18 protein-coding genes are annotated in these 20,973 nt (G+C 65.0%); 8 read left to right on the top strand and 10 right to left on the bottom strand.

Features of this window, described 5'->3' with window-relative positions:
- The first annotated feature begins 62 nt into the window (after positions 1-62).
- A complete protein-coding gene (locus JLZ96_RS02000; protein ID WP_032383678.1) occupies positions 63-1,322 on the top strand; it encodes an aspartate aminotransferase family protein in 1,260 nt (419 codons plus the stop codon).
- Here JLZ96_RS02000 and JLZ96_RS01995 read toward each other — a convergent pair.
- On the bottom strand, positions 1,306-1,536 hold the full coding sequence (locus tag JLZ96_RS01995) for a hypothetical protein (protein WP_094652936.1): 231 nt from the start codon (positions 1,534-1,536) through the stop codon (positions 1,306-1,308). The genes JLZ96_RS02000 and JLZ96_RS01995 overlap by 17 nt on opposite strands.
- A 37-nt stretch (positions 1,537-1,573) precedes the next feature.
- Between JLZ96_RS01995 and JLZ96_RS01990 the strand changes: the two genes are divergently transcribed.
- Complete coding sequence (locus JLZ96_RS01990; RefSeq protein ID WP_201009411.1) at positions 1,574-2,248, top strand: hypothetical protein; 675 nt, start codon at positions 1,574-1,576, stop codon at positions 2,246-2,248.
- On the opposite strand, the gene JLZ96_RS01985 is transcribed toward JLZ96_RS01990, so the two are convergent.
- From JLZ96_RS01985 to sthA, 7 genes are all read right to left on the bottom strand, one after another.
- Entirely contained in the window at positions 2,238-2,912 is a 675-nt protein-coding gene (locus tag JLZ96_RS01985; protein ID WP_201009410.1) for a PhzF family phenazine biosynthesis protein, read from the bottom strand. The genes JLZ96_RS01990 and JLZ96_RS01985 overlap by 11 nt on opposite strands.
- 96 nt (positions 2,913-3,008) lie before the next feature.
- Positions 3,009-3,548, bottom strand: coding sequence for a carboxymuconolactone decarboxylase family protein (locus tag JLZ96_RS01980; RefSeq protein WP_032372559.1), 540 nt, complete (start codon positions 3,546-3,548; stop codon positions 3,009-3,011).
- Position 3,549: 1 nt separating this feature from the next.
- Positions 3,550-4,137 carry a peroxiredoxin gene (locus JLZ96_RS01975; RefSeq protein WP_201009409.1) on the bottom strand — a complete coding sequence of 196 codons (588 nt, stop codon included), beginning with the start codon at positions 4,135-4,137 and terminating at the stop codon, positions 3,550-3,552.
- Between the two features lie 456 nt (positions 4,138-4,593).
- On the bottom strand, positions 4,594-7,110 hold the full coding sequence (locus JLZ96_RS01970) for an RNA helicase (RefSeq protein ID WP_201009408.1): 2,517 nt from the start codon (positions 7,108-7,110) through the stop codon (positions 4,594-4,596).
- A 65-nt stretch (positions 7,111-7,175) separates the two neighbouring features.
- On the bottom strand, positions 7,176-8,216 hold the full coding sequence (locus JLZ96_RS01965; protein ID WP_027496867.1) for an alpha/beta fold hydrolase: 1,041 nt from the start codon (positions 8,214-8,216) through the stop codon (positions 7,176-7,178).
- A 225-nt stretch (positions 8,217-8,441) separates the two neighbouring features.
- A complete protein-coding gene (locus JLZ96_RS01960) occupies positions 8,442-9,386 on the bottom strand; it encodes a proteasome assembly chaperone family protein (RefSeq protein ID WP_201009407.1) in 945 nt (314 codons plus the stop codon).
- A gap of 181 nt (positions 9,387-9,567) precedes the next feature.
- Entirely contained in the window at positions 9,568-10,983 is a 1,416-nt protein-coding gene (gene sthA / locus JLZ96_RS01955; protein WP_094652933.1) for a Si-specific NAD(P)(+) transhydrogenase, read from the bottom strand.
- A 164-nt stretch (positions 10,984-11,147) separates the two neighbouring features.
- Between sthA and JLZ96_RS01950 the strand changes: the two genes are divergently transcribed.
- From JLZ96_RS01950 to JLZ96_RS01935, 4 genes are all read left to right on the top strand, one after another.
- Positions 11,148-12,233 carry an S-(hydroxymethyl)mycothiol dehydrogenase gene (locus JLZ96_RS01950; protein WP_201009406.1) on the top strand — a complete coding sequence of 362 codons (1,086 nt, stop codon included), beginning with the start codon at positions 11,148-11,150 and terminating at the stop codon, positions 12,231-12,233.
- On the top strand, positions 12,230-12,862 hold the full coding sequence (locus JLZ96_RS01945; RefSeq protein WP_045841624.1) for an MBL fold metallo-hydrolase: 633 nt from the start codon (positions 12,230-12,232) through the stop codon (positions 12,860-12,862). The genes JLZ96_RS01950 and JLZ96_RS01945 overlap by 4 nt, the downstream gene beginning before the upstream one ends.
- Before the next feature lie 145 nt (positions 12,863-13,007).
- Entirely contained in the window at positions 13,008-13,682 is a 675-nt protein-coding gene (locus JLZ96_RS01940) for a DUF5642 family protein (protein ID WP_371129016.1), read from the top strand.
- A gap of 169 nt (positions 13,683-13,851) precedes the next feature.
- A complete protein-coding gene (locus tag JLZ96_RS01935; protein WP_201009405.1) occupies positions 13,852-14,967 on the top strand; it encodes a DUF4192 domain-containing protein in 1,116 nt (371 codons plus the stop codon).
- Positions 14,968-14,979: 12 nt separating this feature from the next.
- Here the strand turns inward: JLZ96_RS01935 and galE are convergent, their stop codons facing one another.
- Together galE and JLZ96_RS01925 are read right to left on the bottom strand one after the other, a co-directional pair.
- Positions 14,980-15,960, bottom strand: a complete 981-nt coding sequence (gene galE, locus JLZ96_RS01930) for a UDP-glucose 4-epimerase GalE (protein ID WP_201009404.1) — start codon at positions 15,958-15,960, stop codon at positions 14,980-14,982.
- A gap of 46 nt (positions 15,961-16,006) precedes the next feature.
- Positions 16,007-16,693, bottom strand: coding sequence for a metal-dependent transcriptional regulator (locus JLZ96_RS01925; protein WP_027496875.1), 687 nt, complete (start codon positions 16,691-16,693; stop codon positions 16,007-16,009).
- Positions 16,694-16,878: 185 nt separating this feature from the next.
- On the opposite strand from JLZ96_RS01925, the gene JLZ96_RS01920 reads away from it, so the two are divergent.
- Together JLZ96_RS01920 and JLZ96_RS01915 are read left to right on the top strand one after the other, a co-directional pair.
- A complete protein-coding gene (locus JLZ96_RS01920) occupies positions 16,879-18,147 on the top strand; it encodes an acetoin utilization protein AcuC (protein WP_052054723.1) in 1,269 nt (422 codons plus the stop codon).
- Positions 18,148-18,211: 64 nt separating this feature from the next.
- Positions 18,212-20,869 (top strand): bifunctional GNAT family N-acetyltransferase/acetate--CoA ligase family protein, encoded by a 2,658-nt coding sequence (locus tag JLZ96_RS01915; RefSeq protein ID WP_032365092.1) that lies wholly within the window; start codon positions 18,212-18,214, stop codon positions 20,867-20,869.
- Positions 20,870-20,973: the final 104 nt, after the last annotated feature.

The following is a 20,973-nucleotide window of genomic DNA, read 5'->3' as shown; positions in this document are numbered from 1 at the left end:
CGAACTCCGTCCGGGAACGAACCGATGCACTCGCCGAATTCGACGTGACTACTGTGTAGCGCATGTCTTCCGACCTGGATCCAGCCGCCTCCACACACACCTCCGCGCTGTGGCACGGCTTCGCCGACATGGGCAACGTCACCGCCAATGGGCCGTTCGTCGTCTCGCGAGGCGAGGGTGCGTACATCTTCGACAACGAGGGCAACCGATACCTCGACGCCACCGCCGGTCTGTGGTTCACCAACGTCGGTCACGGCCGCCGCGAGATCGCCGACGCCGTTGCCGCGCAGCTGAGCTCGATCGCCCACTACTCCAACTTCGGCGACTTCGTGCCCGAGACCACGTTGGCGCTGGCCGATCGTCTCGCCGCCATCGCACCGGTGCCGGGCAGCAAGATCTTCTTCACCTCGGGTGGATCGGACTCCATCGACACCGCGGCGAAACTCGCGCGCCGCTACTGGGTCGAAATGGGACAGCCGTCCAAGAAGATCATCGTCGGACGGCAGAAGGCCTACCACGGCATGCACGTCGCCGGCACCGCGCTCGCCGGCATTCCGGTCAACAAGGAGAACTACGGCGAGCTGATGCCCGACGCCAGAACAGTGGCGTGGGACGACGCGAAATCGCTTCTCGCGCTGATCGAAGAGGTCGGAGCCGAGAACGTCGCCGCCTTCTTCTGCGAACCGGTGATCGGAGCGGGTGGAATCTACTTGCCTCCCGAGGGCTACCTACGTGAGGTACGGCAGATCTGCCGCGACAACGACGTGCTGTTCGTCGCCGACGAAGTGGTGACCGGATTCGGCCGGATCGGCGGTAGTTGGTTCGCCTCCACCCGCTTCGAGCTCGAACCCGACCTGATGACGACCGCCAAGGGGTTGACGTCGGGCTACGTCCCGATGGGCGCAGTGTTCATCGCTCCGAAGATCGCCGAACCGTTCTTCGCAGGCGGAGTCTGGTGGCGTCACGGCTACACCTACGGTGGCCACGCAGGTGCAGCCGCCGCAGCGATGGCCAATCTCGACATCATCGAGCGCGAGGACCTGCTGAGTCACTCCAAGCGCATCGAAGCCGCACTGCACACCCACCTCGCGCCCCTGGCCGACCACGATCGGGTCGCGGAAGTCCGCAGCGGCATCGGCGCTGTCGCAGCCGTTCAGCTCGCCGACCCGGCGGAGGCATTACCGTTCGTGAAAACGTTGAGAGCTCATGGTGTTTCGGGCCGCGCGGCCGGACAGGGTGCAATGCAGATCTCGCCGGCGTTCGTCATGACCGACGCCGAGATCGAGGATATGGCCTCGCGCATCCTCAGTGCGCTCGGCTGAACCGAAGTCTGCTCAACAGCTGCTTCCCCCGCGAGAGCGGGGGAGCAGGTACGGGTTCCGGCTCGGCGGAGATCGCCGCGAACCGCCGGTGCAGCTGATCGCGCACTTCGTCGGGTGCATACGCGCGCCGCTTGCGCTCGGACCGCACCACCAACGCCCCGGTAGCCGCAACCCCGGCCATCCCGGCGAGACCGAGAGCTTTCCAGACGTTCATGCGGCAACCGTACCGCCACGAGATCTAGGGTTGGTCCATGAATCCGTCGCGAATCAGCCTCGATACCGCTGTGGATGCCACCAGAACCGGCGACATCTGGATCTTCCGTGGCCATTCTTCGGCGGACCGCGCAATTCAGGCTCTGACGAACAGCCCGGTCAATCACGTCGGTATGGCCGTCGTTCTGGACGACCTCCCGCCGCTGATGTGGCACGCAGAGCTCGGAAAGTCGTTGCAGGACATGTGGACCGGAAACTTCCAGCGTGGAGTGCAGCTGCACGACCTACGCGCTGCCGTCACGCACTGGGCCCAGCGGTATCAACAGCGTTGTTGGCTGCGGCAATTGGACGGATACGCCGGTCGTTCCCCAGGCTCCACTCCGGCCGTGACGAAGGAGCAGGAAGACGCGCTGCTTCGCACCATCGCGCGGATGGACGGAACGGCTTTTCCGACCACCGCGGCGCTCGCCGGTCGGTGGTTCCGTGGACGCGTGCCGGCGCTCCGGAAGAACGCGCAGGAGAGCGCTGCGCTCGAAACCGCGTACTGCGCCGAAGTTGTTGCGTTGACCTACGACTCGATGGGTCTGTTGACGGGAAACAAGAAAGCCAACTGGTTCGATCCAGGAAAGTTCTGGAGCGGCGACCGTCTGCCACTGGCGGAAGGGGTGCGTCTGGGTGAGGAAATCGAAGTGGACGTGCCCGTCACACCGTGATCGAGTCGTCGTCGACGCTTCGGCCCCCGAGCTCCACCCACCCATCCTCGTCGACGGTGGTCCACAGCGCAGACCCCGCACCCTGGACGATGTTCAGGCCCCGACCGAGCTCGGCAGTGAGCCGGACGGCGGCAGCACCTGTTGCCTCGTCCTCGGCGATTCCCATCATCGGCGCGAACATGCGCGAGCGCAGTTCGGCGCGCTGCTCGTCGGTCCAGGCCCAGATGTAGTGGTGGCCACTGTCGTAGGTGTTCGGATCTGCCGCTGCCACCCCGGCTGCGTCGTGGACCTGATGAAACGTGAACTGCGGAGTCCACTCGGCGCGTGCACGCACCCAGGTGAGCTCGCCGTCGTAGCGGATGTCGAGCGTGGCAGCGGGGACGGTGAGCGTCTGCACCGAGTGTCCGTTGTTGCGAAGCCACCAGGACAATCCGACCGTCGGATGTCCGGCGAACGGGAGCTGCGTCGCCGGGGTGTAGATCGTTGCCGACGCGGTACCAGGTGACGAGCGATCGACGAACACCGTCTCGCTGAAACCCAACTGCCTAGCAACATCCTGCCTGTCGCTCTCGCCTACAGCCTGTGCGTCAACGATGCCCAGTGGATTACCGAACCTGCCGTCGGCATCGGTGAACACTCGGACGACGGACACTTCGATAGCCATGCGGGGACGTTACCAATACGTCGTCGAGGCGTCTCGATCGACGACGAACGGGGACCCGCCGCAGCGGATCCCCGTGTCGACCTGTTCAGCGGAACCTCAGACGGAGGCACCGTCGAGTACGCGGCCGGCCTCGACGGCCTGCGCGACACCCGCGACGATCGATGCGGCGCGAATTGCCTCGAAGATCTTCTCGCGGTCGACGCCCTCGGCGCGCAGAGTCTTCTCGTGCGCCTCGAGGCAGTGGTTGCATCCGTTGACGGCCGAGACCGCGAGCGACCACAGCTCGAAATCGGCCTTCTCGACGCCAGGGTTGCCGATGATGTTCATACGCAAGCCGGCGCGTAGATCGTCGTACTTTCCGTCCAGGTAGCCCTTGGTGCGGTAGAAGACGTTGTTCATACCCATGATCGACGCGGCACCCAGAGCGGCGTTGTACGCCTCGGCCGACAACGAGTCGGCGGCGTCCTCGGCGATCTCTTTCAACGTGGTCGAGGACTTCGACGCGGCGGCCACCGAAAGCAGTGTGCCCCAGAGCTGTTGCTCGCTGAGCACGGTGGACCGCACGATCGAACCGAGGTTGAGCTTGAGGTCCTTCGCGTATTCGGGGACGGCGTTCTTCAAATTGTCGATCGACATGTCAGACGCTCGCCGTCAGTAGTTCGCCGGCGTCGATGGTGGGATCGCCCTTCTTCCAGTTGCAGGCGCACAGCTCATCAGACTGCAGTGCGTCCAGTACTCGAAGAACCTCGTCCACATTGCGACCGACCGATCCGGCGGTGACCGAGACGAACTGGATCTCGTTGTGCGGGTCCACGATGAAGGTGGCCCGGTCGGCGACGCCGTCGGCATTGAGAACACCGGTGGCAGCGGCCAATTCGCGCTTGAGATCCGAGAGCATAGGGAAGTGGAGCGTCTTGAGCTCGTCGTGCTGCGCGCGCCACTGGAAGTGCACGAATTCGTTGTCGACGGAGGCACCGAGGACCTGCGCGTCACGATCTTCGAACTCGTCGTTGAGCTTGCCGAATGCTGCGATCTCGGTGGGGCACACGAACGTGAAGTCCTTGGGCCAGAAGAAGACGATGCGCCACTTTCCGGCGTGGTCGTCGCTGGTGACGGTGGTGAAGTAGTCGTCGGGCTGCTGCGCGTTCACCTTGGACAGGTCGCCGCCGATGACGGCGGTGAGATTGTATGCGGGGAACTGGTCGCCGATTGTCAACAGTGCCATGTGGTCTCCTCGTGTCGAAATGATCGCGTCGGTTCCGTCGGGAAGCGGTTCGGCTCGGTGGCGATTGTGCAGCCGCACGAGCTCGACCGACCTGGACGAGTGTGCCAAAAATGGGCCGAAAGGTAAACGTGATGAGTGGCACTGGACCGACAGGCGTGCCCGATCGACCCTGTCGGCCGACGCAGTCTTGTCCGCGATCCGCACAGTACCGCCACTTCGTAACGGCAGCAACGCAATTGGTCTCGGCACCGTATCGGGCCGTCGAAAACTAGGTACCTGCCCAACCAACCGTGTACACGGAGCATTTCGTCCCCGTCGTACCGTCCGGTCGTGTACTCGGCGGACGCACCCTGACCGTTGCCGCGCAACGCAATTCGGATCCGAAGTGCGTGGAACGGGTCGGCCATAACCGACTTCGCCACGCTCGCAGGCTTTCTCGCGTGCGAGGCGCACGCATCAGCCGGGCGTGACGACGATCTCGTCGAACACGATTTCTCCGGCCGCGTCGGATTCGGCGAGGTCGATGACAGCATCGAGGGACCAGCCGTGGTCGCCGTCCGGATCTTCGAGTACCTGGCGGACCGTGGTGGATTCCGCACCGACGTTCAGGGTGAACAGCGCCGGTCCGCGAGCCGAGGGGCCGGTGCCGATGAACCCGTACTCGGCGAAGAACGGCTCCAATTCCTCCTCCCAGTCCGGCCCGTCGTCCAGGTCGTCGAGCGCGTTCCACTGACGACGCGCCGCCAGATCGACCCTTCGAAAGATCGCGTTACGGGCCAGGATTCGGAAAGCCCGTGGATTCGCCGAGATCGGACGCGGCGCATCGGACCCGTACGCCTCGACCAGGGCTTCCGGTTCGGCACCGGGATCGGTCAGGTTCTCCCACTCGTCGAGCAGGCTGGAATCGACTTGCCGAACCAGCTCGCCCAGCCACTCGGTGATGTCCTGCACTTCCTCGGTCCGAGATTCCGGCGGAACCGTCTGGCGCAGAGTTCGGTACGCGTCGGCAAGATAGCGCAGTACCAGGCCCTCCGAGCGCATGAGGCCGTAGTGACTGATCAGCTCCGCGAAGGTCATCGCGCGCTCGACCATGTCACGGACGACGGACTTGGGCGACAGACCCACCTCGGAGAGCCACGGGTGAGACCCGCGGTAGATCTCGAAGGCCGGAACGAGCAGCTCGGCAAGGGGTTTCGGCCAGGTGACCTCTTCGAGGAGTTCCATCCGCTCGTCGTACTCGATGCCGTCGGCCTTCATCTGTGCCACCGCTTCGCCGCGTGCGGCATGTTGTTGCGCCATCAACACCTGCCGAGGATCGTCGAGCGTCGACTCGATGATCGACACCACGTCGAGCGCGTGGGTGGGGGAGTCGACGTCGAGCAACTCGAACGAGGCCACCGCGAACGTCGACAACGGCTGATTGAGCGCGAAGTCCGGCTGCAAGTCCACCGTCAGCCTGGCATGGCGCCCGTCCGCGTCCGGCTCGGCCAACTGTTCGACGATTCCGGCCTCCACCAGGCCGCGGTACAGCGACAGCGCACGCAGGATGTGCTTGCGCTGAGCCGGCCGGGTCTCGTGGTTGTCCTCGAGCAGATGACGCATCGCGTGGAAGCAATTGCCCGGCCGCGCAATGACATTGAGCAACATCGCATTGCTGACCGAGAACCGGGACGTCAACGGCTCCGGGCTCGCCGCGATGATGCGCTCGAACGTCGGCTCGCCCCACGAGACGAAGCCGTCGGGTGCCTTCTTGCGCTGTACACGCTTGAGCTTCTTCGGGTCGTCACCGGCTTTGGCCACGAGCCGAGCATTCTCGATGTCGTGCTCGGGTGCCTCGACCACGACGGTGCCGAGGGTGTCGTACCCCGCGCGGCCCGCGCGTCCCGCGATCTGATGGAACTCACGCGCCCGAAGCTTGCGTGTTCTGATGCCGTCGTATTTGGTGAGTCCGGTGAACAGCACGGTCCGGATGGGAACGTTGATGCCCACGCCCAACGTGTCGGTACCGCAGATCACCTTCAACAGACCGTCCTGCGCCAGTTTCTCCACCAGCCTGCGGTACTTGGGAAGCATGCCGGCGTGATGCACCCCGATACCGTGACGAACCAGTCTGGACAGCGTCGACCCGAAGCCGGTGGTGAAGCGGAAATCGCCGATGGCCTCGGCTATCGCGGCCTTCTCTTGCTTGGACGCGACATTGATGCTCGTCAGGGCCTGAGCGCGTTCGAGTGCCGCTGCCTGGGTGAAGTGCACGACGTACACCGGTGCCAGGTGCGTCTGCACCAGCTCCTCGATCGTTTCGCCGATCGGGGTGGTGACATACGAGAACATCAACGGGACAGGCCGCTCGGTACCGGAGACGACGGTGGTCGTGCGGCCGGTACGTCGGGTCAGATCGTCGCGGAAGAACGAGACGTCGCCCAACGTCGCCGACATGAGCAAGAACTGGGCGTTCGGCAGTTCGATCAGAGGTACCTGCCAGGCCCACCCCCGGTCCGGCTCGGAGTAGTAGTGGAACTCGTCCATGATCACTTGGCCGATGTCGGAGTCGGCGCCCTGCCGCAGGGCCAGGTTCGCGACGATCTCGGCAGTGGCGCAGATGATCGGCGCACCGGAATTGACCGACGCGTCGCCGGTCATCATGCCGACGTTCTGCGCTCCGAAGATCTCGCACAGGGCAAAGAACTTCTCGCTGACGAGAGCCTTGATCGGCGCGGTGTAGAAACTGCGAATGCCTGCGGCCATGGCCGCGAAGTGGGCACCGATGGCGACCATGGACTTTCCGGAACCGGTCGGCGTGGCCAGGATGACGTTGGATCCCGACACCAGCTCGATCAGCGCCTCTTCCTGCGCGGGATACAGCGTCAGGCCCCGGTCCGAAGCCCAGGTGGTGAACGTATCGAACAGGACGTCCGGGTCCACGCCGTCGGAGGTGGCGGCGGAAACGTCGGGTATCAGTTCGGTGAGGAGCACCTCTACAGGCTATGTGTCGGTGACGGCGGTTCCCGAATCGACACCGAACGCCTGCGACGGGAGCGTCAGGTCGCGCTTCGCTCGTCGGACCCCATGGCCCCGAGCACGGCCATCCTGGTGCTCGAGCTGCCGCTGATCATGTCCTCGCCGACGCCGGTGATGAGCAGGTTGCGCCAGCGCACCTCGTCGAAACTGAGCGAGGGAGTCGAGTCGATGAAGTCCTCGAGGACCTGAAGGAAGCGCATCGGATCGTCGCGAAACGGGAAGTGTCCGGAATTGTCGAACACTTCCAGCTTCGAACCGGGCATGGCGGAATGAGCCAGCCGGGCGTGCGCCACCGGGATCACCGAGTCCTGCTCACCCCACACCAGCAGCACCGGCAGATTCTCGGTGAGATAACAGCGGTCCAGCATCGTGACCACCTGGCCACGCCAGTCCACCACGGCACGCAACGTCCGTAGGTAGGCCTCGTATGTCGTCGGTGCAGGCAGTTCGCTCAGCACTCGGATCAGATCGGGGGTGTCGTGCAGCATCGACCCCGGTCGCAGTGGGGAGCTGTGCAGTTTGCTCAACAGGCCGCCGGCCAGCTTGACCGCCGGTATCGCGCCCGGCAAGCGCAGCAGCTTCACCGCCTCGGACAGGAACGGCATCGACGCCAGTCGCAGAAGGGGGTGCACGTCCTTGGTCACACCGCCCGAGGACACCAACGCGAGGCGATCGACCATGTGCGGGAACTGATAGGCGAACTGCATCGCCACCCCGCCGCCGAGCGAATGGCCTACCACGGTGACGTGCTCGATGCCCAGGACGGACAACAGATCGCGCATACCGTTGGCGTACGCGGCAACGGAATAGTCGGCCCGAGGTTTGTCGGAGCGGCCGTGGCCCAGGAGATCGGGTGCGATCACCGTGTAGCTTTTGGCGAGGTGCGGGATGACCTCGTTCCACGTCTCGGAATTGTCACCGATCCCGTGGATCAGCAGCAGTACAGGGCCCTCACCGGCCATGCGAAAGGCCCGCCGATAGCCGTGAATGGTCCGAAAGATCAGCCGCGGTTCCTCGTCGGGAACCGGCCGGAGCTTACGACTGCGCGGAGTAGTGGACATTCGCGCCTCCTGATTCCCTGGTGCGCCGACGTACGGCGCAGTACGGCGTCGCTGCTCCCGAGAGCGCAGCAACACAGACGACGGTTGTGTGTTGCTACGACTCTCGCACGAGATCGCGCTCGGGGCAGAGCATCGGGCGTATTGCGGGTTACAGGTATGTTGCGATCCGCCGGGGCTGTCGCATATGACTGGATCCCACTGATTTCGCTGTGACCAGCTCCACAACTACCGGGGTGCTTGCCCGTCTCCGTCGTCGAGGCCGGCCTGCTCGGCCAGGAACCGCTCGAACTCGGCACCCAGCTCGTCGCCGCTGGGGAGCGGCTCGTCACTGGCCAACAGCGTGGACTGTTGTTCCTGCGCGGCGACATACGTGTCGTACTGGCGCTCGAGTGCCTGTACGACCGACTGCACTTCCTCGTTTCCGGTGATGTGCTCGTTGACCTGCTCCCGGACGCGAGCCGCGGCCTCGCCCAACGCTGCCAACGGTAGATCGAGGTCGGCGGCCTCACCGACGTTCTCGAGCAGCGTTTCCGCAGCCCCCGGGTAGTCCGTCTGCGCCAGATAATGCGGGACGTGTACCGAGAAGCCCATCGACTCGTGGCCGTGCTGTGCCATCCGTAGTTCGAGCAAGGACGATGCACTACCGGGCACCTGCAGCTCGCCCGCCCAGCTGTTGCCTTCCTTGACCAACGCCCTGTCGCTCGCGTGCGCGGTGACGCCCAGCGGGCGGGTGTGCGGAATGGCCATCGGAATGGAGCCGAGACCGATCGTGCGCCGCACTCCGAGCTGCTCGGCAAGCAGTCGCACTGCCGTCGTGAACTTCTCCCATCGCAGATCGGGCTCCATGCCTGCCAGAAGAAGGAAGGGGGTCCCCACGTTGTCCTTGACGGCATACAAGTTGAGCTCGGGAGCGTCGTAATCCGAGAAGTGATCGGACTTGAACGTCATGGTCGGCCGACGGGACCGGTAATCGATCAACTCGTCGACATCGAAGGAGGCCACCAGCTCGGTTTCGAGACTCTCCCGCAGATGGGTCGTCGCAAGCTTCACGGCATGGCCGGCGTCGGAGAAACCTTCCAGCCCGTGCACCAGCACGGGCCCGACTCCGTCGTTGGAGAAAATTTGAGGTGCCGGAAATTCCAGCTCGTACATCTTCGACTGTTCGGTCATGGCCGGGCCCCTTTCGGATCGACTCGTCGATGCCTCGACGCGAGCATCGGGTCAGAATACGCGGACCGTCTGCTCGAGCCGCATACACGCCGACGTCGATCGTGGTGAATCACTACCCGACAGAACAACCGCGGAACCGTCGTTCATTCCCGGTCGGCGATTCGGTCCCCGCGTCGACGCATCAGCGGTCGAAATTTGCCAGGGCTCGGATCTTGTTGGTGACGTCCAGTGCGGCGACCTTGTACGCCTCGGACAACGTCGGGTAGTTGAAGACCGCATCGACCAGGTAGTCGACGGTGCCGCCGCATCCCATGACGGCCTGACCGATGTGCACCAGATCCGTGGCTCCCGAACCGAAGATGTGCACGCCGAGAATAGAACGGTCCTCGGTGGAGACGAGCAACTTGAGCATCCCGTACGAGTCCCCGGCGATCTGGCCGCGGGCGAGTTCGCGGTATCGCGACACACCGACCTCGTAAGGAATGGATCCTTTCGTCAGATCGACCTCGGTCGCGCCGACGTACGAGACCTCGGGGATGGAGTAGATGCCGATCGGTTGGACGTCGGTGAGCTGCGCGCTCGGTTCCCCGAACGCGTGATACGCCGCCAACCTGCCCTGATCCATCGACGTCGCCGCCAACGCCGGAAACCCGATGACGTCGCCGACGGCATAGATGTGGTCCACCTTGGTCTGAAAATGCTCGTCGACGAAGATGCGCCCACGGGCGTCGGCTTCGAGGCCCGCGTTCTCGAGTTGGAGGGCCGTGGTCAGCCCCTGGCGACCCGCCGAGTACATCACCGTCTCCGCCGGGATGCGTTTGCCGCTGGCAAGGGTCGTCACCGTGCCGTTCGGCCCGACGTCCACCGCCGTGACTGCTTCACCGAAGCGGAACGTCACCGCGAGATCGCGGAGGTGGAACTGCAGGGATTCGATGATCTCGCGATCGCAGAAGTCGAGCATCGAATCGCGTTTCTCGACGACGGTCACCTTGGTGCCCAGGGCGGCGAACATCGAGGCGTACTCGATGCCGATCACGCCGGCACCCACGACGACCATCGACGCCGGGATGAACTCCAAGTTCAGAATGCCGTCGGAGTCCAACACCCGGTAGTCGTCGAATGCGACGTCGGCGGGTCGCGCGGGGGCGGTGCCGGTGGCGATCACCACGTTGGCGGCCGAGACCGTGATGCGCTCGCCCCGGGCCTCGTCCTCGACGACGATGGTGTGTGCATCCAGAAACTTGCCGACCCCGGTGATCAGCTCGATGCGGTTACGGAGCAGTTGCGAGCGCACCACCTCGATTTCCTTACCGATCACATGCTGGGTTCGGGCCAGCAGGTCGGCGGGAGTGATGTCTGCCTTGACGCGGTAGCTCGCGCCGTACAGCTCTCGCTGATTCATCCCCGTCAGATAGAGAACGGCTTCTCGGAGTGTCTTGGACGGAATGGTTCCGGTGTTGACGCACACGCCGCCGAGCATGTGGCCCTTCTCCACGATCGCCACTCGCTTGCCGAGTTTCGCGGCCGCGATCGCGGCCTTCTGGCCGCCGGGGCCCGAGCCGATGACCACCAGGTCGTATTCCATGGGTGCAGACATCGTTCATAGGTACCGCTCGCACGAGAAGACTGTGTGCCCGCTCGGTCACGAGCGTGTGAATTCCGCGGCTCGTCCCACCGAACGAATGCAGATGTCGCCACGTGACGATGCGTTGTGCGAGGCTGAACCGAGCACGCAACACACGATTTTCAGTGGAGGAATACATGCCGCAGCAGGTCCGCGCCGTCGTCGCTAAGAGCAAAGGCGAGCCCGTCTCGATCGAGACGATCACCATTCCCGATCCCGGCCCGAACGATGTCGTGGTCACCATCGCCGCGTGCGGGGTGTGTCATACCGATCTGCATTACCGCGAGGGCGGCATCAACGACGAGTTCCCGTTCCTGCTCGGCCACGAAGCCGCAGGCACCGTCGAAACCATCGGCGACGCTGTCACTCATGTCGAGGTCGGCGACTTCGTGGTGCTGAACTGGCGTGCGGTGTGCGGGGAATGCCGAGCCTGCAAGAAGGGCACCCCCTGGTATTGCTTCGACACCCACAATGCGTCGAAGAAGATGACCCTCGCCGACGGCACCGAACTGTCCCCTGCGTTGGGGATCGGTGCGTTCGCCGACAAGACCCTCGTCCACGAAGGCCAGTGCACCAAAGTCGACCCCGACTCCGATCCGGCGGTGGTGGGGTTGCTCGGCTGCGGGGTGATGGCCGGGCTCGGGGCGGCGATGAACACCGGGAACGTCTCGCGCGGGGATTCCGTCGCCGTGATCGGGTGCGGCGGTGTCGGGGATGCTGCGATCGCCGGGGCCCGCCTGGCGGGGGCGTCGACGATCATCGCCGTCGACCGTGACAAGAAAAAACTCGACTGGGCTCTCGATCTCGGTGCCACGCACACTGTCGATGCCTCGCAGGTCGATGCCGTCGAGGCCATCCAGGAGCTCACCGGTGGGTTCGGGGCGGATGTGGTCATCGATGCCGTCGGCCGCCCGGAAACGTGGAAGCAGGCGTTCTACGCCCGCGATCTCGCCGGGACCGTCGTCCTCGTCGGTGTCCCAACCCCGGAGATGGCGGTGGAGATGCCGTTGATCGATTTCTTTTCCCGGGGTGGGTCGTTGAAGTCGTCGTGGTACGGCGATTGCCTGCCGGAGCGGGATTTTCCGATGTTGGTCGATCTGTACGAGCAGGGCCGGTTGCCGCTCGAGAAGTTCGTGACCGAACGGATCGGTCTCGGTGATATCGAGGCGGCGTTCGAGAAGATGCATCAGGGCACGGTGCTGCGTTCGGTGGTGGTCCTGTGAGCGGGCAGTTCCGGGTCGAGAAGGTGGTCACGTCGGGGACGTTCGCGCTCGATGGTGGCGAGTGGGAGGTCGACAACAACATCTGGTTGGTCGGTGACGACGACGAGGTGGTGATCGTCGATGCTGCGCATACGGCCGGTCCGATCGTCGATGCGGTCGCCGGTCGTGCTGTGCGCGCGATCGTGTGTACGCATGGTCACAACGATCATGTGACGGTTGCGCCGCAGTTGTCGGGGGAGTTGGATGCGCCGATTCTGTTGCATCCGGCCGATGATGTGTTGTGGGAGCAGACGCATCCGGGCATCGGGCATTCGGTGCTCGAGGACGGTCAGCGGATCACCGTCGCGGGGACGGAGATCGTGGCGTTGCATACTCCCGGTCATTCGCCGGGGTCGAGTTGTCTGTATCTGCCCGAGGCGGGTCAGTTGTTCTCGGGGGACACGTTGTTCTCCGGTGGGCCCGGGGCGACGGGGCGGTCGTATTCGGATTTCCCGACGATCATCGGCTCGATTCGGGATCGGTTGTTCGCGTTGCCTGCCGAGACCCGGGTCAACACCGGGCACGGAGACGGAACGAGTATCGGGGACGAGTCCCCGCACCTCGAAGAATGGATCGCCCGCGGGAACTGACACCGACGACACTGCCGTAGCTTGCCTGCCGCGTTCGAGGTAGGTGGAATGAGACAGTGGTGGGGACGCCGAAGCGCTCGCAGCGGCGTCCCCACGAACTCGAAGAGGACTTCACGTGAGCCGCGCCGCACAGACCCGCCTGACCATCGCTGCCACGTCGGCGGCGATCGGAGCATTCGTGCTGGTGGGGTGCAGCTCCACCGTCACCGGAACAGCCGAGCCCACTGCCGGTGGCACCACCGCATCGCAGCCCGGCACGGACCTGAACACACTGCTCATCGACCCGGCGAGTTTCCCGGCCCCGTACGACGCGTTGGTTTTGCCCCAGCAGGCCATCTCGCAGGCCGCTCCCGATCTCAGCGGAATACCGGCCGGTGCCGAGGTCAGCCCGGCGGGGTGCAAACCAGCGGACCAGGACTTCGGCCCGACCGGTACGGCGATGATCGTCGGCACCGACAACGACAGTCGATCCACGATCTCCATCGAACTGACCGCTGTCGACCAGCCGCTCTCGGCGCGCAAAGAGCAGCTCGAACAGTGCGGCGAAGTGACCGCAACCAAGTCCGGTGCCACCTCCACGGTCACGTCCACGCTGACACCCGCACCGCCGATAGACGCCGACGACACACTCGCCGTCCGACAGACCGTCTCGTCGGGCACCGGCGGGGATGCCGTCACCCAGTCGATGTTGACCCTGATGGCGCAGGTCGACGGCGTGCGGATCTCGGCGACGTTCATGTCCTTCGGGTCCGCCACACCCGATGCGATGACGCTGGACGAGCTGTTCACGGCCGCGGTGCAGAAGGTGAACCAGAGCTGACGTTCTCCCGCCGGAGTGGCGGCCTCTCTAGCAGAGCGGACCGACACGGTCCGCTCGGCGGAGGCGGGTGGACGCCGTTTCATCCACAGAGAGTCCGGCATGCACAGGGTGCTGCTCGGCCCCTGGTCGAGCCGGGAAGGCGCCACGGAGCCTCGTAAGACTTCGAGGCATGTACACACCGACGAACTCCCACGACCCCTTCTCCGGTCGACACCGCGTACGGATCGGTGACGCGAGCGAACTGTTGGCCGCGATCCCGGCGATGCTCGGCTTCGATCCCCATCGATCGATGGTGCTGATCGCGCTCGAGGACGGCGGCACCAGCATCGGCCCGACGATGCGGCACGACCTCGTGCTGGCCGACGAAAACACCGATCGACGTGCGGGTAGCGACACTCGCGCCACGCCGGACATGCTCGACGTCATCGACTACCTGGCGGGCTACTGCGCATTCGAGAACATCGTCTCGGTGATCGCTGTGTTCGTCGACGACAGACTCGACCGCAACGAGCGAACGCACTACACACTCGACGTTCAGGATCTGGTGAACGAGCTCGAGGTCACCCTCCCGACGTTCGGTGTGCGGCTCGAAGCCGCCTTCGCAACCTCGGCCATTGCCGATGCGGCGCACTGGTGGTCGCTACAGGGACCACGGCAGCACGGTCGTATAGCCGATCCGACGGCATCGCCGCTGACGGTGGCCAGAGTGCTGGACGGCTATCCGGTGCGACGCTCGAGAGACGAGCTCGCCGAATTCATCGCACCCGGCCCGGTCGAGACGGTGCAGGCAGTCGCCGCCGAGATGGCAAAGTTTCGGCGCAGCGGTGCACTGTCGCTGACCGACCACCTGACAGCGGTGTTGTCCTACCTCGCGCGGTCTCCCTACGACTCCGAGCTCGAGACCACCGACTTCGCGCGGGTCGCCGTCGCGATCGGGCATGTGCAAGTCCGGGACGCGGTGCTGGCATTGACTCTCGGTGAGGATGCAGATGTCGTCGAGGAATTCTGGGCGCACCTCGTCCGTGTGGTTCCGAACCGCGAAAGAGCAATAGCAGCAACACTTCTTGCGTTCAGCGCCTACGTGCGAGGAGACGGGCCGATGGCCCGAATCGCGATCGATGCGGCCCTGAAGGCAGACAGCTCCCACAGTTTGGCGTCGCTGTTGGACCGGTCGCTCAGTGTCGGTGCCAGTCCTGCCCTGGTTCGCGAAGTCGCCGAGAGTGGGTTCGCCTGTGCGCGAGCCTGTGGCATTCGGCTACCGGGCGACCCGTTCGGTCGGCGCTGATCTGGAGTCTGCTCAGCGAGCCGCGTGAGAACGGTCGCCGAGCTGCTGCAGAAAGTCCCACGCATCGGACACGATGCGATCGAGATCGGTCAACTCCGGCGTCCAGCGCAGTTCCTCGACGGCACGGGCGCTCGATGCAATCAGCACGGCCGGATCACCGAGCCTGCGAGGCGCATGTTCGACGGCAATGGGCAGTCCGGTGACGCGCTTGCACGACGAGATGACCTCGTCGACGGAGAATCCCGTTCCGCTACCGAGGTTGTAGATGGAGTGCCGACCGGGCTGGGCGGCATCGACGGCGAGGATGTGCGCTTCGGCGAGATCGGCGACGTGGATGTAATCGCGGACGGCTGTGCCGTCGGGAGTGGGCCAGTCCGTGCCGAACACCGAGATCTTCTCTCGCTGACCGAGGGCGACCTGTAATACGAGGGGGATGAGATGGGTCTCGACGACGCGGTTCTCACCGAAACCCTTGTATGCGCCGGCCACATTGAAGTACCTCAGACTGGTAGCGGCGAGACCGTAGGCCGCTGCGTACGAGGTGATGGCGTGGTCGATCGCGAGTTTGGTCGCACCGTACGGGTTGGTGGGACGTGTGGGGTCGTCCTCGGTGATGGGAGTCTTCTCGGGCTCGCCGTAGGTGGCCGCGGTGGAGGAGAACACCAACTTGGGGGTGCCGGAGGACCGGATCGCGTCCAGAAGAGCCAGGGACGTCACTACGTTCCCACTCCAGTACTTGTCCGGCGACACAACCGACTCGCCCACCAACGACTGCGCTGCGAAATGCAGAACTGCATCGAAGTCGCCGCCCGTCAATACTTCCGCCGCGACGTCTTTGATGTCACCCTCGACGAAAGTGACCCCGGCGGGAACGGCATCCCGATTACCGGTGGACAGGTTGTCCACGACGACGACCTCATGGCCGCGTTCGTCGAGTACCGCCGCGCACACACTGCCGACGTACCCTGCACCACCGGTAACGAGAAGCTTCACTGTTCGATCTCCCTCACACGCGGCAGAGGCCGTCCGTGGGAAGAGATCAGACCTTCTTCACCTGAACGGCATGCGCCATTTCGTCGGATATGTCGACACCACTGTGTCCTGGCACCGTGATCGTCACCGACCCGGGCTTGGCTTCGACTGTAACCCGGGCATCGGGAACCACGCCCGCCTCGCGTAGCTGAGCGATGACCTCGGGGTCGGACTGAACGTGCTCGGCCAAGCGGCGAACGACGACCGCAGTAGGCTCGCCGAGCGGTACGTCGGTGAGACGAATGAGAGCCTCCGGTGCCAGTGTCGTCTGACCCAGACCCAGCTCTGCCAGACCAGGGATCGGATTACCGTAGGGCGAGGTCGTCGGGTTGTTCAGCACGGTGACCAACCGGCGCTCGACCTCCTCGCTCATCACGTGTTCCCAACGGCACGCCTCGGCGTGCACATCTTCCCAGCGCAGTCCGATGATGTCGACGAGCAGACGCTCCGCGAGACGGTGCTTGCGCATGACCGCGACGGCCAGGCTGCGGCCCTTCTCGGTCAGCTCCAGATGCCGGTCGCCGGCGACGGACAGAAGACCGTCGCGCTCCATTCGGGCGACGGTCTGACTGACGGTGGGACCACTCTGCTCCAGCCGCTCGGCGATCCGCGCGCGGAGCGGGATGACGCCTTCTTCTTCCAAATCGTAGATCGTCCGGAGGTACATCTCCGTGGTGTCGACCAGATCCTTCACACTCAACCCCTTCGTCGGGTTCGATCCTACCGTCAGCGGCTCTGAATCGGCGCTGCACCCGATGGCGGCGGGCGCGGCGCATCACAACCCCGGAAGCCGCTCGCCGTGGCGCGTCACAACCGGGTACCGAAGACAACACCGGAACCCGGCAACACCATCCCACGCGGCAACGTAGTTTTGTCCGTATGTCTGATCAGGCGACACGCGCCGCCGTATCCATTCCGAACCGTCCCGAGGACATCGTCGTGTGGAGCGCGGACTATCTCGGTTACCGGTGGAGCGACGACCATCCGATGAACCCGACGCGGCTAGATCTGACGATGGCCCTCGCCACCGATCTCGGTGTGTTGGCGGGCGTGGAGCTCGTCGAACCGTCGGCGGCACCGGACTCGGAGCTGCTGCGGTTTCATACCAGCGCGTACATCGAGGCCGTCAAGCGCGCGCCGTCGCAGGGTCCGGCCCTGCGAGACCCCGACGACGTCGTCCACGGTCTCGGTTCCGACGACAACCCGGTGTTCGAGCACATGCACGAAGCCAGCGCGATGCTGACCGGCGGCTCCTTGGCGGCCGCGCGGGAGATCGCGTCGGGGCGGGCCAGGAGAGCAGTGAGCATCGGCGGTGGAATGCACCACGCGATGGCCGATTGGGCCTCGGGCTTCTGCGTCTACAACGACGCCGCCATCGCGATCTCGTGGTTGCTGGACAACGGGTTCGATCGCATCGCCTACATCGACGTCGACGCACACCACGGCGATGGCGTCCAAGCAGCGTTTCTCGGTGATCCTCGGGTTCTGACGGTCTCGTTGCATCAGCACCCGGCAACACTGTGGCCGAACACCGGATGGTCGACGGAGGTAGGAACCGAACGCGGCGAGGGTTCCTCGATCAACGTCCCGCTGCTGCCCGGTACCGCGGATCGGCTCTGGCTCCGTGCATTTCATGCGATCGTTCCGGGCGCGATCGGAGCGTTCCGGCCGCAGATCATCGTCAGTCAATGCGGCGTCGACAGTCACCGCGAGGATCCGCTTGCAGATCTCGCGCTCACCGTCGACGGGCAGAACGCGGCCTTCCTGGCGATGCGCGACCTTGCGGACCGTTACTCGGAGGGACGGTGGTTGGCCGTCGGGGGAGGCGGGTACGGCCTCGTTCGGGTGGTTCCACGGGCCTGGACTCACCTGATCGCCGCTGCCCTCGGCCGCGACATCGATCCGATGGCACCCCTACCCGACACCTGGCGCGAGCGAGTGAGAACCATGGCACCGAGCGTGGATCTGCCCCAGACCATGGGCGACGGTGGGGATGTCGACTATCCCGCCTGGGACGGTCCCGGCGGATCGTTGGCCGGAACGGACGGCACCGACCGGGCACTCGAACGCGTCGACTCGGCCATCATCGCCACTCGTCGAGCAGTGTTTCCGCTGCTCGGACTCGATCCGGAGGACCCGCGTGACTGATTCCACCGGTACCGACCCGGCCGCCGAACAGGCCGCCGCGACAGACGAGAAGAGCAGCAAGGAACTGGCACGAGAGCGCGCGGAAACAGAATTTCCGCGGCACTGGGTCGCCGACGTTCTGACGTCGGACGGCGGCGTCGTGCACCTGCGGCCCATCGTGCCCTCGGACTCCGAGGCCATCGTGGCTTTTCACGGACGACTGTCGGAGCGCACCAGATACCTTCGGTACTTCGGCCCCTATCCGACGATGCCGCAGCGGGACGTTCTGAACTTCACCACTGTCGACCATCACGACCGTGTGGCCTTCGTTGCAGTACTGGGCGACGACATCATCGCGGTCGGCCGGTACGAGCGGCTACCCGAGGGCGACGGCAACTCGGCCGAGGTTGCATTCGTCGTCGCCGACGCCCACCAGGGCCGCGGACTCGGACCCATCCTGCTCGAGCACCTCGCGGGTGCGGCCGCCGAGAACGGCGTCAACATGTTCGTCGCCGAGGTGTTGGCCGAAAACCGCAACATGGTCACCGTGTTCCGGCAGGCCGGATATCAGGTGAGCCGTTCCTTCGAGGGCGGTGTTCTACGGCTGGAATTCGCCATCGATCCGAGCGAGGCGTTGCTGTCGGTGCGGAACTCTCGCGAGCGCGCGGCCGAGGCCCGTAGCGTTCGCAACGTACTCAGCCCTCGATCGGTCGCCGTCATCGGCGCATCGACCGACAGCTCCAAGGTGGGCAACGCGGTGCTGGCGAACCTGCTCGCCGGTAACTTCACGGGCCCGGTGTACCCCGTCAACGCCGACCACCGCTCGGTGCGCGGTGTCCGCGCGTACGCCACCGTGCACGACATCCCGGACCCGGTCGACCTTGCTATCGCTGCGGTTCCGGCCGATGCCATCGACGCAGTGCTCGACGACTGCCTGGACAAAGGTGTCAAAGCACTGCTCGTGGTGTCGGGTGGATTCGGCGAGACCGGGCCAGCGGGGCAGGAGAGCGAACGCAGGCTGGTGCTCGCCGCCCGTGCCCACGGGATGCGATTGATCGGGCCCAACGCGCTCGGCGTCGCGAACACCGACCCTGAGTTCGGGTTGAACGCCACATTGGCACCGCATCTGCCGACCCCGGGCAACGTCGGCTTCTTCTGCCAGTCCGGCGCACTCGGCATCGCAATTCTCGACGAGGCAGCCAATCGCCGACTGGGTCTGTCGACGTTCGTCTCTGCCGGCAACCGAGCGGACGTCTCGGGTAACGACCTGTTGCAGTACTGGGACTCCGACCCGGCGACCGAGGTGATTCTGCTGTACCTGGAGAGCTTCGGAAATCCCCGCAAATTCACCCGAATCGCTCGACGGGTAGCGCGCAGCAAGCCGATCATCGCGGTCAAGAGCGGCCGCGGAGCCGTACCACCCGCACACGCCATCGGTGCCGACATCGACGATTCCATCGTCCGAGCGTTGTTCGCCCAAGCCGGAGTGATCCAGGTCGACACCATCTCCGAACTGTTCGACTGCGCAGTACTGTTCGGCAACCAACCCCTCCCGGCCGGCCCACGCGTCGCCGTCGTGGGCAACTCCACGGCCCTGGGAGTCCTGGCCGTCGACGCCGCTCGCGCCAAAGGCTTGCATGCCGATATCCCGACCGACGTCGGACCGCAGGCCGGTCCCGAGGATTTTGCCGCGGCCGTCTCGTCGGCACTGGCCGCCTCCGACATCGATGCAGTGATCGTCGTGTTCGTGCCCCCGGTCGCGGTCGAGGTCGAACCGTTCGCGACTGCGCTGGGCAATGCGGTCCGGGGATCCGACAAGCCGGTGCTGTCGACTTTCCTTGCCACCGAAGGTATCCCGGATGTGCTGGCTGTACGCGGGCCCGGCGGGCACCCGGTTCGGGGCTCGGTTCCGTCGTATTCGAGCCCCGAACGAGCCGTGGCGGCACTCGCCGCCGCGTGGCGGTATTCGTCCTGGCGCTCGCGGCCGGTGTCGAATCTGGTTCGGCCCAAGAGCATCGACGGCGATCGCGCCAAGCAGCTGGTCCGGGATTGGCGTTCGGCAGGGGGCCAAGGGCGCTGGCTGTCGGATTTCGAGACTGCCGAACTGTTGGCCTGTTACGGCCTCGACGTCGTGGCGTTCCGCGCCGTCACCGACGAGAACGAGGCCGTCGCGGCGGCCGACGAACTGGGGTACCCGGTTGCCGTGAAGGCGACAGGGAAGCGGTGGCGGCACCGGCCCGATCTGGGCGGTGTCCGCTTGGACGTCGCCGACGCCTCGGCAGTCCGTGTGGCATACCGCAACCTGGCGGCCGAATCCGGAGAGCCGCTACTGCACGTCCAGCGCATGGCAGTCAAGGGAATCGGCTGCGTGGTGCGGGTTCAGGACGACCCGTCGTTCGGATCGCTCATCTCGTTCGGTCTGGCCGGAGTGATCTCGGATCTGTTGGGCGACCGTGCCTACCGTGTGCTGCCGTTGACCGAGGACGAAGCGGCACAGTTGATCGACGCGCCGAAGGCTGCTCCGCTGCTGTCGGGCTACCGAAACGCCGTGCCGGTCAACAAGAGTGCGCTGATCGACCTCGTCCAGCGCATATCTGCGCTGGCCGAGGACATTCCCGACATCCGTGAGATTTCTTGCGAACCGGTGCTGGCATCCGCCGACGGCGCATACATCACCGATGCGCGAGTACGAATCGGGCCCGAACCGACGAAGGCAGACCTCGGTCCCCGACGATTGCGTTGACGAGGACTGTGTCGCCGAAAACGAGAGAAGCGGCGACCGAGCCGACGTCCCGAGGGGAAAAGAACGTCGGTTCGGCCACCGCGTCGGATGGCGCGAACGGGAGT

The organism is Rhodococcus sp. NKCM2511 (genome assembly GCF_014905595.1).
GTDB classification, from domain to species: domain Bacteria; phylum Actinomycetota; class Actinomycetes; order Mycobacteriales; family Mycobacteriaceae; genus Rhodococcoides; species Rhodococcoides fascians.
The sequence above is the reverse complement of the archived record's forward strand: the minus strand, read 5'-3'. Positions and strand labels throughout refer to the sequence as shown.

Excerpts from the sequence above, each read along its gene's own strand:
- JLZ96_RS01995 (WP_094652936.1), bottom strand. The coding sequence starts at position 1,536 with ATGAACGTCTGGAAAGCTCTCGGTCTCGCCGGGATGGCCGGGGTTGCG.
- JLZ96_RS01985 (WP_201009410.1), bottom strand. The coding sequence starts at position 2,912 with ATGGCTATCGAAGTGTCCGTCGTCCGAGTGTTCACCGATGCCGACGGC.
- JLZ96_RS01965 (WP_027496867.1), bottom strand. The coding sequence starts at position 8,216 with ATGTCCACTACTCCGCGCAGTCGTAAGCTCCGGCCGGTTCCCGACGAG.
- JLZ96_RS01980 (WP_032372559.1), bottom strand. The coding sequence starts at position 3,548 with ATGTCGATCGACAATTTGAAGAACGCCGTCCCCGAATACGCGAAGGAC.
- sthA (WP_094652933.1), bottom strand. The coding sequence starts at position 10,983 with ATGTCTGCACCCATGGAATACGACCTGGTGGTCATCGGCTCGGGCCCC.
- JLZ96_RS01935 (WP_201009405.1), top strand. The coding sequence starts at position 13,852 with ATGTACACACCGACGAACTCCCACGACCCCTTCTCCGGTCGACACCGC.
- JLZ96_RS01990 (WP_201009411.1), top strand. The coding sequence starts at position 1,574 with ATGAATCCGTCGCGAATCAGCCTCGATACCGCTGTGGATGCCACCAGA.
- JLZ96_RS02000 (WP_032383678.1), top strand. The coding sequence starts at position 63 with ATGTCTTCCGACCTGGATCCAGCCGCCTCCACACACACCTCCGCGCTG.
- JLZ96_RS01960 (WP_201009407.1), bottom strand. The coding sequence starts at position 9,386 with ATGACCGAACAGTCGAAGATGTACGAGCTGGAATTTCCGGCACCTCAA.
- JLZ96_RS01975 (WP_201009409.1), bottom strand. The coding sequence starts at position 4,137 with ATGGCACTGTTGACAATCGGCGACCAGTTCCCCGCATACAATCTCACC.
- JLZ96_RS01920 (WP_052054723.1), top strand. The coding sequence starts at position 16,879 with ATGTCTGATCAGGCGACACGCGCCGCCGTATCCATTCCGAACCGTCCC.
- JLZ96_RS01950 (WP_201009406.1), top strand. The coding sequence starts at position 11,148 with ATGCCGCAGCAGGTCCGCGCCGTCGTCGCTAAGAGCAAAGGCGAGCCC.